Annotated in this window: 12 protein-coding genes and 1 tRNA gene; 5 read left to right on the top strand and 8 right to left on the bottom strand. The window is 37.0% G+C overall.

The genetic code is table 11. The features are described from left to right. Positions 1-57 precede the first annotated feature (57 nt). From GGR42_RS07385 to GGR42_RS07410, 6 genes are all read right to left on the bottom strand, one after another. Positions 58-615, bottom strand: coding sequence for a helix-turn-helix domain-containing protein (locus GGR42_RS07385; protein ID WP_167962394.1), 558 nt, complete (start codon positions 613-615; stop codon positions 58-60). Between the two features lie 20 nt (positions 616-635). Beyond that, complete coding sequence (locus GGR42_RS07390; protein WP_167959099.1) at positions 636-905, bottom strand: heavy metal-binding domain-containing protein; 270 nt, start codon at positions 903-905, stop codon at positions 636-638. An 11-nt stretch (positions 906-916) separates the two neighbouring features. Next, positions 917-2,134 carry a TolC family protein gene (locus tag GGR42_RS07395; RefSeq protein ID WP_167962396.1) on the bottom strand — a complete coding sequence of 406 codons (1,218 nt, stop codon included), beginning with the start codon at positions 2,132-2,134 and terminating at the stop codon, positions 917-919. Then, complete coding sequence (locus GGR42_RS07400) at positions 2,131-5,871, bottom strand: efflux RND transporter permease subunit (RefSeq protein WP_167962398.1); 3,741 nt, start codon at positions 5,869-5,871, stop codon at positions 2,131-2,133. Before GGR42_RS07400 ends, GGR42_RS07395 begins: the two co-directional genes overlap by 4 nt. 107 nt (positions 5,872-5,978) lie before the next feature. Beyond that, complete coding sequence (locus GGR42_RS07405; RefSeq protein WP_167962400.1) at positions 5,979-6,395, bottom strand: HYC_CC_PP family protein; 417 nt, start codon at positions 6,393-6,395, stop codon at positions 5,979-5,981. Between the two features lie 176 nt (positions 6,396-6,571). After that, positions 6,572-6,653, bottom strand: a tRNA-Leu gene (locus GGR42_RS07410). 104 nt (positions 6,654-6,757) lie between these two features. Here GGR42_RS07410 and GGR42_RS07415 point away from each other — a divergent pair. Both GGR42_RS07415 and GGR42_RS07420 read left to right on the top strand, forming a co-directional pair. Beyond that, positions 6,758-8,149, top strand: coding sequence for a dipeptidase (locus GGR42_RS07415; RefSeq protein ID WP_167962402.1), 1,392 nt, complete (start codon positions 6,758-6,760; stop codon positions 8,147-8,149). Positions 8,150-8,162: 13 nt separating this feature from the next. Further along, positions 8,163-9,410, top strand: coding sequence for a hypothetical protein (locus GGR42_RS07420; RefSeq protein WP_167962404.1), 1,248 nt, complete (start codon positions 8,163-8,165; stop codon positions 9,408-9,410). Positions 9,411-9,412: 2 nt separating this feature from the next. Here GGR42_RS07420 and GGR42_RS07425 read toward each other — a convergent pair whose 3' ends face one another. Together GGR42_RS07425 and GGR42_RS07430 are read right to left on the bottom strand one after the other, a co-directional pair. Next, on the bottom strand, positions 9,413-9,991 hold the full coding sequence (locus GGR42_RS07425) for a PhnA domain-containing protein (RefSeq protein ID WP_167962406.1): 579 nt from the start codon (positions 9,989-9,991) through the stop codon (positions 9,413-9,415). Positions 9,992-10,036: 45 nt separating this feature from the next. Further along, a complete protein-coding gene (locus tag GGR42_RS07430) occupies positions 10,037-10,888 on the bottom strand; it encodes an alpha/beta hydrolase (RefSeq protein ID WP_167962408.1) in 852 nt (283 codons plus the stop codon). Between the two features lie 140 nt (positions 10,889-11,028). On the opposite strand from GGR42_RS07430, the gene GGR42_RS07435 reads away from it, so the two are divergent. The 3 genes from GGR42_RS07435 (at position 11,029) to GGR42_RS07445 (ending at position 14,633) form a co-directional block, all read left to right on the top strand. After that, positions 11,029-11,394 (top strand): BlaI/MecI/CopY family transcriptional regulator, encoded by a 366-nt coding sequence (locus GGR42_RS07435; protein WP_167962410.1) that lies wholly within the window; start codon positions 11,029-11,031, stop codon positions 11,392-11,394. Positions 11,395-11,396: 2 nt separating this feature from the next. Further along, the gene (locus tag GGR42_RS07440; protein WP_167962412.1) at positions 11,397-13,421 is read left to right on the top strand and encodes a M56 family metallopeptidase; all 2,025 of its coding nucleotides are present in this window, start codon (positions 11,397-11,399) and stop codon (positions 13,419-13,421) included. A 111-nt stretch (positions 13,422-13,532) separates the two neighbouring features. Then, positions 13,533-14,633, top strand: a complete 1,101-nt coding sequence (locus GGR42_RS07445; RefSeq protein WP_167962414.1) for a DUF4407 domain-containing protein — start codon at positions 13,533-13,535, stop codon at positions 14,631-14,633. Positions 14,634-14,684 lie beyond the last annotated feature (51 nt).

Raw genomic sequence — 14,684 nt, forward strand, 5'->3', positions numbered from 1 at the left:
AGCTGATCTAAGGTACCTCGAATCTTTTCAAGGTGTTAGCACAATTGTGGGTAATATTTATACTATTTTGTCATATGGTTTTCTATTCCATTCCCTAGCTTTTTGGTATGCCCCCATTGACATTCCCGTTGATGTTTTGAACTGCTTAGCTAGATGGCTACTACTGTTATAGCCCAATTGGTAGGCTATTTCCGAAAATGTCTTATCCCTCATTTGAATAAGTTCCTTGGCCTTCTCTATTTTTAGGCCAATAAAATATTTCTCAATGGTAATTCCTTCATGGGCACTAAACAATTTGCTTAGCACGGAATAATCCCTGTTTATTTTATCCCCAAGATATTCCGAAAGATTTTGATTCATAGTCTGGTTTTTTAAACCGATTATCAAGAGGTTTTTAATTGTGTTGATTATCTTTTCTTTATGATCAACCACAAGTTCAAAACCATTACGAACCAAAATCTCTCGGATCTTGTTTATTTCAATATTCGAATCCTCTCCAAATTGAATTTCTCCCAATTCAATATGGGTAACACGCAATCCGTTTTTTTCCAACTCGGATTTCAAAACAGATTTACACCTGTCGCATACCATATTTTTAACTTTAACAGAAGTCATTGGGAATTTTTTAGTTTTTCTTAGTGTTTATGCCCGTCTTTTTGGTGTTCTTCATTGGCCACATAGGCCATCCCACATTTTGGACAGGTTCCTTCTGTATCACTGCCACTGCCCTCACAATGCATTGGACAAACATAGGCCGATGCATATTCCTTAGCCACTTCTTCAGTAGTTTCTGATTGCTCAGTGGTGGTTTCATTGTTTTTTTCTGCTTTTCCTTTGCACGAAACTGAAAGAAAAAATGTTGCTAAAAAAGCGATTGTTACTAAAGTTTTGATTTTTGTGTTCATTGTTTTAAAATTTACTTGTTTATTAAATAATTGATAAGGGCAGATTGTACGTAATACAACCTAACCGATTGAATTTGATTGAGTTGAAATTTTAATTGTAGCTCTTGAATCTCCAGAACATCTTCAAAATCGATGGTTCCTGTTTCATAATTTTTTATAAGTATTTGTTCCGCATCTTTGGCTTGTTTCAAGTTTTTGGCTTGGATATTGAAGGCAATTCTGGCTTCATTCCGTTGTGATACTGCTTTTGCAAAACTAGACTCTAATACATTCAATCGTTCCTGCTTTTGGAGCTCTATTTCCTGCCTGCGCAACTCATTCTGTTTGGTACGGGAATCGTAGCGTTTGTTGAACATTGGAACTGAAAGTGAAACCATGGGCATAACAATATCTTTTCCATTATCACCAAATGTCATATTAGGTCGTTCCTGCACGGGAACATAATCCAACCCAAAGCCAAGCATAGGTGAACTTTCTTTTTTATTAAGCAATTCTGCATGGGTTACAGTCGCATACATCTTATCAAAGCGCAGTAATTCTGGGTTTAATTGCAAGCTATCTAAAGTAATAGGATCAATTTCCGGTATGCTCATACTAGAAACAACATCAACAGCAATACCAATGCCTCTATTTAATAATCCATTAAAAGCGGCTTGTTCTGCCAGGAATTCTTCTTGCAACACTTCCTTTTGTTGTTCTATTTCATTTTGACGTATCTGTAATCGTAATACATCCACCGCACTTGCCTTGCCAACCTCAACAGAGGTAAGTGCCAATTTTTCATAAGTTTGAAGCAACTTAATATTTTCGTCCAAGACATCTTGCTTGGCTTTTAGACTATATAATCTATAGTAGGATCTAGCCACGTCCAAGGTCAGTTTTCGTTTAACAATAACATAATCAACATAATCTGTCTCAGCCATTGTCTCAGCATACCTTTGCCTAGCGGAGACCGTACCAAACCAAGGCAACATCTGCTTAGCTGAAAATCTTGCTCGTTGTGCTCCAGTTCGGGTTTCGGGCTCGCTCACAAAATAACCAGCGATAAACTCCGTATTGGGTAACCAATTGGCCTCATTCACCTTTTCCTGTGCAATGTTATAGTTCAGTTGATGAGCTTGAATAGTGGGATTGTTGGACTGTGCTTCTTCTATATAGGATTGTAATTGCTGTGCCTTTCCAATTGCACATACAAACAACATAATCATGGTTACACATATACTTTTCATTTGCTTGCTCTTTTGAGTTGATTTTCTTTTTTCCAGCTAAATAGAACAGGTACCACAAATAGGGTGATTAGGGCAATGAGCATACCTCCAAAACTTGGTATGGCCATTGGTATCATAATATCACTCCCTCGTCCCGTGGATGTAAGAATGGGCAATAAGGCCAATATGGTTGTGGCCGTAGTCATTAAACAGGGCCGTATTCGTTTTTCGCCTGCTTCTATCACAGAATCACGAATACCCTGAGCATTATCTGGACTGTTACGGTCAAAGGTTTGAGTTAAGTAAGTGGCCATTACCACACCATCATCTGTTGCAATTCCAAATAGGGCAATAAACCCTACCCATACCGCAACACTTAAATTAATGGTTTGCATCTGGAACAAATCCCTTAGGTTTTCGCCAAAAAAATTAAAATTGAAGAACCATTCCTGTCCGTACAACCATATCATTACAAAACCTCCTGCAAAGGCCACGGCTATTCCCGTAAATACCATTAAGGACGTCGTCACACTTCTGAATTGGAAATAGAGAATCAAAAAGATGATGATAAGGGACAAAGGCACTACCAATGATAAAGTTTTTTCTGCACGAAGTTGGTTTTCATAGGTGCCGGTAAAGCCATAGCTTATTCCTTTGGGAACTGTTAGCTCACCACTATCAATCTTTGCCTGAATGGTCTTCTGTGCGTTTTCCACTACGTCCACCTCAGCAAAACCATCCATCTTGTCAAAGAGGACATAACCTACCAAAAAGGTATCTTCACTTTTAATAACTTGTGGCCCTTGTTCATATCGAATGGTGACCAACTCACTTAATGGCACAGGACTTCCCTTGGCCACAGGAACATAGATTCCTTTTATATCATCTGGATTACCTCTAAGTTCTCTAGGATAGCGAACCCTGACTGCATATCGCTCTCTGCCTTCCACAGTTTGGGTCAAAGGCATTCCACCTACAGCTATTGACAATATGCGCTGTACATCTTCAATAGTTATACCGTATCTAACCAAACGCTCCCTGTCTATATCAATCAATAAATAGGGTTTTCCTACAATTCGGTCTGCAAAAACTGCTTGTTCCTTAACACCTTCCGCTGTTTTAAGAATTTCTTCCAATTGCAGGCCGAAGGTTTCAATTTGTCTCAAATCTTGACCTTTCACCTTTATACCCATTGGAGCACGCATTCCAGTCTGGAGCATTACCAATCGGGTTTCTATGGGCTGTAGCTTCGGGGCAGAGGTTACCCCTGGTAATTTTGTGACCTTAACTATTTCATTCCATATGTCATCAGGTGACTGTATCTTAGGTCGCCAATTACGGTAATATTCACCGTTTTCATCTTCAATTAATTGACCTCGGTCTGCTTTAAAAGCTTTATTCAAATAGCTTGAAGCGTTATTTACTTCCATATTTGGATTAGCTACCACCTTACCATTTTTTAATTCAAAAAAACGGTCTTTATTTATACGGAAACGTTGGGGTTTTCCATCTAAGTTCAATTCATATTCTGAGCGATACTGTATTAAGTTCTCGTACATTGATAGTGGTGCGGGGTCCAATGCAGATTCTGTCCTACCTGCTTTTCCTACCACGGTCTTTATTTCAGGAATACTGGCCACGGCCATATCTAGCTGTTGCAATACTCTTTTGTTTTCTGCGACTCCCGAATGTGGTAATGAAGTAGGCATTAGCAAGAACGAACCTTCGTTAAGAGAGGGCATGAATTCTTTGCCCGTATTGCGCATTATCAGCACACCAAAAATCACAATGGCCGTAGGCAGGGCAAGAAAAAGAAACTTGTTTTGCAAAGCCCATCTTAAAATGCGGGTATAATACATTCGAAATACCCAAAAGGCAGCCAACAGACCACAACTAATGAATGACACGAATATAAGATTCATAATAATACTCCGATCAAAACCTAAGGGTCGCCAATACACTGCCAACAAAAAGACAATGGTAATGACAGAGACAATTATGGCACCTAAATTGTATTCCTTAAGAGAAATTACACCTCTAAGGGATAGTATTGCCAACACTCCAAAAACAACAAGTAACAATCCTAGCCAATAACCTAATAGTACTGCTAAAACCCCCAGAACAATTAAGGCTCCACTAATGATATACCTAAAAATTGATTTAAGATTTCGTTTTTTGAAGAAATAGGCGGCAAATGGAGGTATTAAGAACAATGCAACAATTATAGAAGCAGTTAATGCCATTGTTTTGGTAAATGCCAAAGGGCGAAATAATTTACCTTCAGCACCAATCATTGTGAATACAGGAACAAAACTTATGACAGTGGTCAGCACCGCAGTTAAAATTGCTCCGGAAACTTCAGCTGTGGCATTATAGACAACGGTATTGATAGATAATTGCTTTGAATCTTCAAGAGTATTGTTATCATCAAGATGCCTAATGATATTTTCAGAGAGAATAACCCCTACATCAACCATTGTACCTATGGCAATGGCAATACCTGACAAAGCCACTATATTGGCGTCCACTCCAAATAATTTCATTGAAATAAAAACCATTAAGACCGCTACGGGCAATAATCCTGAAATCAAGATGGAAGCACGGAGGTTAAATACCATAACTATGATTACCAAAATAGTAATGAGAATTTCAAATGTCAAGGCCTCATTAAGCGTACCAAGAGTCTCTTGAATCAATTCCGTACGGTCATAAAACGGCACAATGGTTAATTGAGAAGTACGCCCATCTTTTAGTTGCTTAGTAGGTAAACCTGATGAAAGCTCTGCAATCTGGTCCTTTACATTATTAGTTACTTCCAATGGATTAGCACCATATCTTGCCACCACAACACCACCTACAACCTCGGCACCTTCTTTGTCCAATACCCCACGGCGTGTGGCCGGCCCTAAATTGACTTTGGCAACATCTTTTATCCTTATGGAAGTAAAGTTTTCAGAAGTGACAACGGCATTTTCAATATCAGCAATGGACTTTACATACCCGAGTCCCCTTACCAAATATTCAGCTTGATTTATTTCTAAGGTCTGTGCCCCAATATCCTGATTGGATTGTTTGACAGCCTTTATCACATCACTCAAATGAATACCGTATTGCCGCATTAATTCTGGGTCAACATCAACTTGATATTCTTGAACGTAACCACCAATGGAAGCAACTTCGGAAACACCAGTAGCTGAAGAAAGTGCATATTTCACATAATAGTCTTGAATACTTCGTAGTTCGTTCAAGTCCCAACCGCCTGTTACATTTCCATCCTCATCACGACCTTCTAAGGTATACCAAAAAATCTGACCTAATCCTGTTGCATCTGGACCTAGCGATGGGTTTACACCATTTGGCAAAAGTCCAGCTGGTAGGGAATTGAGTTTTTCAAGAATCCTACTTCGTGACCAGTAGAATTCTATATCTTCCTCAAAAATGATGTAGATGCTTGAAAACCCAAACATTGAAGAACTTCGAATTGTTTTCACCCCTGGAATACCCAATAAAGAAGTGGTAAGCGGATATGTAATCTGGTCTTCGATATCCTGTGGGGAACGCCCATCCCATTTGGTAAATACAATTTGCTGGTTTTCCCCAATATCTGGAATAGCATCTACCGCCACAGGGTCACTGGGCAAAAAACCTACATTCCATTTAAAAGGTGCGTTAACAATGCCCCAACCCACAAAGAGGGCAAGCATTAGAACTGCTACAAGTTTGTTCTCTATTAGGAATTTTATTGCTTTATTGAGCATATAAATTTGGTTATTAGATAATTACACTAGGTAGTATATTTAAATTGACAACAACGCATTTGGCCCAAAACAGTTAACTGCTGGGCTAATTCATTTTATCTAATAAATCAAATCAAAAATGTCTCGTAAAGAACCTGAAAGTCCTTATTGAGCAGGGGGGGGGGATTTACTACAAAAGAGGTGAAAGAAAGATCGGAACTTTCAAATAAGCTTATATAAGAATAAACATAACTCACCAAGAATGTTTGTTGTTCAAAACTTACTTTAACAACATTGTCCTTTAAATCATCCTGACCCTCCATAATAATTTGCTTATCGGCACAACAGGACGTTTTCTCAATTTTGTCACCACATTTTTTGGAAGGTTTCATTTGCTCCATTCCACAGGCTGCGGCTTTCTCAAACAAAGCCACATCAACCAAAGTATCTCCACAATAATGCATATCCATGGTAAAAGACAATGTTGAGAACAACACTATCGCCGACATGCAAATTGCTGATATTTTAATAAAAAGCTGCTTCATTTAACGAACAAAGTTACTAAATTTAAACAAATGTAAGATTTTGTTTAACAGTAGTTTTACTTTATAAATATAATAACGAGAAAATATGATTAAGATTATATTGAGGTATAATTCATCAAAAACACATTTTCTACTTTAATAAAAAAAGCCTCTCCAAATGGAAAGGCTTTCAATAGTACAGGCGGAGAGACTCGAACTCTCACACCTTGCGGCACTAGATCCTAAGTCTAGCGTGTCTACCAATTCCACCACGCCTGCGTTTCCGTTAAAAACGGGATGCAAATATAAAGCAAAATTTCAATTTAAAAATGCTTCACCTTTAAAAAATCCTTTTAGTAATTTTGAGACAGATAAAAACTTCTATGAACAACATTACATCATACATAAAAGAAAATAAGGAACGATTTCTTAATGAGTTACAGGAACTTTTAAAAATACCTTCCATAAGTGCAGACTCTGCCTATTCCAAAGACGTTTTAAAAACTGCAGAAGTCATAAAAATTTCTTTATCAAAAGCTGGTTGCAACCTAGTGGAAATTCATGAAACCGCAGGATATCCTATTGTTTATGGGGAAAAAATAATTGACCCCAAATTACCCACCGTATTGGTATACGGACATTATGATGTACAACCACCAGATCCAATAAAATTATGGGATTCACCTCCTTTTGAACCTGTTATTAAAAAAACTGCTTTACATCCAGATGGCGCCATTTTTGCCCGCGGTGCATGTGATGATAAAGGACAAATGTATATGCATGTAAAGGCATTGGAATTTATGACCGAAACCGATCAGCTTCCCTGTAATGTAAAATTCATGATTGAGGGCGAAGAAGAAGTGGGCAGCAACAACCTTGCACTATTCGTGAAGGAAAATAGAAATAAATTAAAGAATGACATTATTCTCATTTCCGATACTGGAATGATTGCCAATGATGTACCTTCCATTACAACTGGACTAAGAGGATTGAGTTATGTAGAAGTTGAAATAACTGGACCCAACCGAGATTTACACTCAGGTCTCTATGGTGGAGCGGTAGCTAACCCAATTAATATACTCTCCAAAATGATTGCATCCTTACATGATGAGAACAATCATATAACAATTCCTGGATTTTATGATAAGGTAGAAGAACTTTCCAAAGCTGAAAGAGCTGAAATGGCCAAAGCACCTTTCTCATTGGATGAGTATAGAAAAGCCTTGGATATAGATGCCGTTTATGGCGAAGAAGGTTACACTACTAATGAACGCAATTCCATTCGCCCTACTCTGGATGTCAATGGAATTTGGGGAGGATATATTGGTGAGGGAGCCAAAACAGTCATTGCCAGTAAAGCGTATGCAAAAATTTCTATGCGTTTAGTGCCCAACCAAGATTGGGAAGAGATTACAGAATTGTTCTCAAAACATTTTGAAACAATTGCTCCCAAAGGCGTTACTGTAAAAGTAACACCTCATCACGGAGGTCAGGGTTATGTTACTCCTATTGATACTATAGGCTACCAAGCAGCAAATAAAGCCTACACCAAAACCTTTGGTATTCCTGCAATTCCACAGCGTAGCGGTGGCAGTATTCCTATTGTTTCTCTATTTGAAGAGGAATTGGAAAGTAAAACCATTCTTATGGGCTTTGGTTTGGACAGTGATGCCATACATTCCCCCAATGAGCATTTTGGTGTTTGGAACTATTTAAAGGGAATAGAAACCATCCCCTATTTTTACAAATATTTCACTGAAATGAACCGATCCTAAACCATAAAATTTTATGCTAACACAAGAATTTAAAGCGGAGTGGACTACAAAAATGAAAATAGTATTTAGATTTATTTTCGCTTATTTCTCTTTATATATTTTCTTAATGTTCGTGGGTGGTTTATTTGAAACACCCTTTAAATGGATTGGGAAGAATATTTTTAATTTCTCTTATAATTTTGAAGTCAGTGGAAATGGAAGCGGTGACAATACGTATGCATACATAAGTCTTTTCGTTGGAATTATAGCAACCATAATAATCACAATAGCATGGTCTATTCTTGATTCCAAAAGAAAAAGTTATAACAAAGCATTTTACTGGTTTTTAAAAATCCTTAGGATTTTTATCATTATGGCTATGTTACTTTATGGGTTTGTAAAGGTCTTTCAAATACAATTTCCTTATCCTTCATTAACACGAATGTTAGAGCCATTGGGGAATTTTTCCCCCATGGGCCTTGCGTGGACCTATATGGGGTATTCCAAAGGTTTTAACCTGTTTACGGGTTCTTTGGAAATCATTGGTGGTTTATTATTGATTCCTCGTAGAACGCAAACATTGGGGTCTTTTTTGGTCATGGGTATTATGACTCATGTTGCGGTGATGAATTTTATGTTTGATATTCCTGTTAAAATATTATCTGTACATTTAGTTTTAATGTCTGCTGTAATTTTCATGACAGATTACAGACGCTTTGTAAATGTTTTCTTTAAGAATAGACCTGTAGAACAATATGAGTATTATGACCCAGTAAATGAGAGGGGTTTTGATAAAATAGTTTTTTGGGTCAAATCTATAGGTTTAGCCTTACTGATTATAATAGGGTGTATTTTCGGATATAGTACTGAAAAAAGTAATGGGACGAAAAGAGAAAAACCTTATTTATATGGTATGTGGGAAGCCAAAACCTTTATAAAGAACAATGATACCTTACCCCCTTTAATCACAGACGATTATCGCTGGCATTATTTAATTGTAGATTACAAAGGAAGAGCCACAATAAAGACCATGACAAACAACAAGTTATATTACACCTTTGAACCAGATACGACAGCATCAAAAATTAAGATGTACCTAAAAGATAATGAATTGGATATATCAAACTATCAATATTCATATCCAAACTATTCCCAGTTAGAATTAGAAGGATTCAACAATAATGATACATTGAAAATTATTTTTAAACGTAAAGATTTGGATGATTTTTTATTGCACTCAAGAGGGTTTCATTGGATCAACGAATCTCCTCTAAACAAATAGTCTTATATTTTCTTTACATACTTGGTGATAATCACAATTTGTTGTGCCCCAACTTTACCTTCAATATATTCAGCATTTTCACAATCTAAAGAAATTCTTCTTACCGCTGTACCTTGCTTGGCAACCATGCTGGAACCCTTAACCTTAAGGTCCTTAACAAGCACCACATTATCGCCGTTTTCCAAAACCACCCCATTTACATCTCTATGGACAATCTTATCCGCCTCGGCAACACCTTCTCCGGTGGCTTTTGCCCACTCTAAAGTTTCATCATCCAAATAAAGCATATCCAACAAATCCTGTGGCCATCCTTCAGTTTTTAAACGAGAAAGCATTCTCCACGCAACTGCCTGTACAGCAGGGTACTCGCTCCACATACTATCATTTAAACAACGCCAATGGTTGGCATCTGTAGCATCTGGGTTCTCTATTTGATCAATACAAATTTCACATGCCAACAAACTCCCATCCACTCCACCTGTAGATTTAGGTGGGACTTCATAAATTTTTAAATTCTCATTTGCTGTACATAATTCGCAGATAGAACCGCTTCTTGCCTGTAAATCCTCTAATAGACCCATTCTTTGTTTTTGTGCTGCAAAACTACATCTATTTTCTGTATAGAATCAGTTCTTTTCCAAATAGCCATTATCCAATAACCAGTCGGCCATACGCTGTGGCCACGAAGCCAAAGTTTTTAGTTCTGTACGATACCCCATATTAAAGGCATGTCCTCCTTTGGCATAAATATGGGCTTCAACTGGCCTATTCACTTTTCTGTATCCATTTACTATTTTAACAACAGGGCCCGAACAGCATTCATCATCATTGGCAACCACCATAAATGCAGGTGGTGCATCACTCGGAAACTCATCAGGAATTCCCAGTGGCCCAGGATAAACCAAAATTTGAAAATTGGGTTTTCCGTTCATTTTATCAATCCCATTTTTGGCTTGTGGATTTCCATCACCATTCCCATAAGCCACCATGGAAACTACCTCCCCACCAGCAGAAAAGCCGAACATCCCTATTTTATTTGGATCTATATTCCATTCTTTGGCATTCTTTCTAATGGTTCGCATGGCCCTGTATGCATCTTCCTTGGCATGTACATTTAAATCATAGGGAGACCCTTCCTCGCGAGCTAATCTATATTTTAATACAAAAGCGGTAATTCCAAGTTTATTAAGATACAAGGCTGCATCTTTCCCCTCGGCATCAAAGACCAATTCCCTATGGCCACCTCCTGGGCATATTAAAACCGATGTTCCATTGGCAATACTATCAGGAGCTTTGAAAGCTGTTATGGAGGGGTTGTGCACATTTTTTACCCACCAATCCTTTGCCTGCTCTGGCTCATTTTTTAAATGCTCAAAACCAGGCGCCCCGTTTTCCCAGAGTGGGATAACAATAGGTTCATTTTGGGCATAACCAATAATCGAAAAAATAAAAAGAGAAATTATAAGGAAGGTTTTCATTTTGTTTTGGTGGTTTTAATATCCTTAAAAATAGGGAAATACCCTGTTCCGCTTCTTAAAAGCATCATAAATTTAACTCTACGTTTGTAGAATTCAAATATTTATTCTATGTTTGTAGAACAAATTCTAAAAACGTAGAAATGCAATTGTCAAAATCCGAGGAAGAGTTAATGAATATTCTTTGGAAGCATAAAAAGGCTTTCATGAAGGATTTATTAGATGCCTATCCAGAACCAAAGCCCGCTACAACTACTGTAGCTACCCTTTTAAAAAGGATGGCGGATAAGAACTTTATAGATTATAAAAGTTATGGCCGTTCAAGGGAGTATTATCCTTTGGTTAAAAAGAAAGACTATTTTTCTAAACATGTAAACGGGCTCATTAAGAACTTTTTTAATGATAGTGCCTCACAATTTGCATCCTTCTTTACCCAAGAAACCAATCTTTCTAAAAAAGAGTTGGAAGATTTAAAAGCTTTAATAGACAACGAAATCAAAAAGAAATAAATATGCTGGTCTATATTTTAAAATCTGGAGGTTGCCTCGCCATTTTATTCTTGTTCTATAAATTGTTTTTAGAGAAAGAGAACATGCATAGGTTTAAGCGTTTTTACCTACTGTTGTCTTTAGCACTGGCACTGATTATACCAACTCTAGTGTTCACAGAATATATTGAAACAACAGAATTGACTAATTCCGAAATTGTACATTTTACTTCCAACTCAAATGAAGTTATAAACGTACCTCCTGCTTTGAAATCGGATATTTTGGATATAGAACCCCTTTTATGGGTTGTCTATTTAATAGGGCTATTTTTCTTCGGAATTAAATTCACGAAAAATCTATTTCAGATTTTATGGAGAGTCCGTAAAAATCCAAAGCAAATATTGAATCGTTTTACTCAGGTTTTACTTCAAGAAAAACTTCCGCCCCATACGTTTTTTAAATACATCTTCTTGAATAAGAAAAAATTGGAATCCAATAAAATCCCAAAGGAAGTTTTGTTACATGAAGAAACCCATGCCCAACAAAAACATAGCTATGACGTTGTTTTTATTGAGCTATTACAAGTGGTTTTTTGGTTCAACCCCTTTATATATCTATTTAAAAAAGCCATAAAATTGAACCATGAATTCTTGGCCGACCAAGCCGTTTTGCAAAAGGACATTACTACAAAAAACTATCAAAATACACTGCTATCTTACTTATCTCATGATAGCCAAAAGAAGTATCAGCCAGAATTGGCCAATGCCATCAATTATTCATCAATCAAAAAACGATTTACAATCATGAAAACAAAAACATCAAAAAAAGGGGTTTTATTTAGAAGTCTTTTGCCCATACCATTAATAGCTCTATTGCTTTTTGGGTTTAGTGAGACCAAAATAATTCAAAAAGAAAATGAAGCTATTAATATCTCGACTGAATTAAATTACCCCATTGAAATAAGTGGAGAACAATTATTGGAATATAATGTGTTAGCCAAAAAATATAACACACTTCCAATTGAAAAGAGAGTCATTCCTATAGAAGATTTGAAGGTTTTGGAAACCCTATACAAAAAAATGTCTGACGTCCAAAAACGGGGAGCTCAACCTTTTCCAGAATGCCCTCCAACAAAACCACAGAAGACTGTCAAAGAAATCATTATAAACATAAATAAGAACGGTCAACTTTTGGTTCAATCCGATTTAGTTAAATTAGAAAATTTAGAGAATTATTTGTCAAAAATAAATGCCCATTTGTCTTTTGATGAGAGAAAGAAAATCATTAGATCGGTCATTAAAACAGACCCAAAAACCCCTAAGAATGTCATTGAAAAAGTAGACAAAATTCTTACTGAATATGGTTCTGCCACAATAAACTTTATAGGAGTAGAATCCGGTATTACCAAAAAAATACAAGAAAGTGCCACCAGGAAAGAAATGGCGGAATACACCAAATTAGCAAAAAAATACAATGCCATGTCTAAAAACAATTTTGAAGTTAAATCTAAAGAAGTTGAACGACTTAAGTATATATATAACAAGATGTCCGACAAACAAAGGGCTGACGCAGAATCTTTTCCAGATTTTCCTGCACCCCCACCAGCACCTAATGCACCAGGGGCAGTTAACTTACCACCGCCACCACCAATGAAATTCCCGGTAACAGACTCAGAAGTTGCCAAAATAGAATCGTCGCCTGCCATATGGCCAGAAAGTCTACGTAATGCATCTCCGCCGCCACCAACCCAACAGAAAAATGGCTATAAAAGTGCTGCTATTGATAGCATAATTAATAACAAGGAAATTGCTGCCATTGATAAGATAGATTTCTATGTGTCAGAACCACCAACTCCTCCAACACCTCCTTCACCTTTGGACCATGCCATAGAAATGGCCAAACAAGGTGCTACCTTTTATCATGGAAAAAAGAAAATTACGTCTGATGAGGCCATTTCCCTATTAAAAAGAGACGGTGACTTGAGCATGGAAGTATCCAGAAAAAACAACAACCCTCCAGTGGTCAAAATCAGTCGTTACTTGAATTAGCATTTATGTAATATCATAAATTTATCCTAAAGCCTCGGAAATCGGGGCTTTTTGTGTAACAAATCATCGCAAACCACGTTCTAATATTTTATCAATCAATTGAACACTGTTATGATACAACGTTTTTTTATCCTTTGCTCCGGGGCAGATACCAACATTCTTAAAGATTGCTCCAAAGGAGAACAAAACAAATATGCCGGTATTGGCGCCACTGTTTTCTTCACAGCTATAATGGCATTTATTGCAAGTAGTTATGCCCTTTATACTGTTTTTGACAACATCTATACCTCTATTTTCTTTGGGTTGATATGGGGGCTTCTCATTTTTAATCTAGACCGATTTATTGTCTCTACCATTAAAAAGCGAGACAGCTTTAAGAGTGAGTTGTTACAGGCATCCCCAAGAATATTATTGGCCGTTATCATTGCTGTGGTGATATCCAAACCTTTGGAAATGAAAATTTTTGAAAAGGAAATCAACCAGGTATTGTTGGAACAGAAAAATGAGCTTACTCTGGCCAATAAAGACCAAATTGCATTACAGTATGACCCTACGATTGCAAATCTAAATCAAGAAATTTCAAATCTAAAGACTGAAATCAACACAAAAGAAGCGGAAACCAATGCTTTGTACGACACTTATATTTCTGAAGCTGAAGGAACAGCAGGAACAAAACTTCTGGGCAAAGGACCTGTTTATAAAGAGAAGCGAGAAAAACATGATGCCGCCTTATTAGAACTAGGACAATTAAAAGAAACCAATGCCCAAAAGATTGCCGGTATAGAAACCCAAATTGCCAATCTTAATTTGGAATATGCCAATACAGTAAAAGATTCCCAACCCATTATAGATGGTTTTGATGGACTTATGGCTCGTATCAATGCGCTTGGAGAGTTGGCATGGTTCCCATCCTTTTTTATCTTTCTGTTGTTCTTGGCCATTGAGACTTCGCCAATAATCGCCAAACTTTTGGCTCCAAAGGGAGAGTACGATCTTAAATTAGAGGAAGAAGAAAGTGTTCTTAAAACTTGGGTAACGCAAAAAGTAGAACAGAGAAAACTATTACTTTCCACGGATGGGGAATTGAACGAGAAAGTTTATTCGGATATAAAGTCTGAAGAAGAACTCTATATGTACAAAAAGAAAAAAGCAGAGGAATTGCTAAAGCTACAAGCAAACCGTTTTCATGATATTCAGGTAAAAAGTCTTTAAAATCTTAGTTTGCTTATTTAGTATTGGGTATAAAAAAAGGATTGCAGAAAA

It is taken from the genome of Saonia flava (assembly GCF_011927795.1).
Taxonomy (GTDB): Bacteria; Bacteroidota; Bacteroidia; order Flavobacteriales; family Flavobacteriaceae; genus Saonia; species Saonia flava.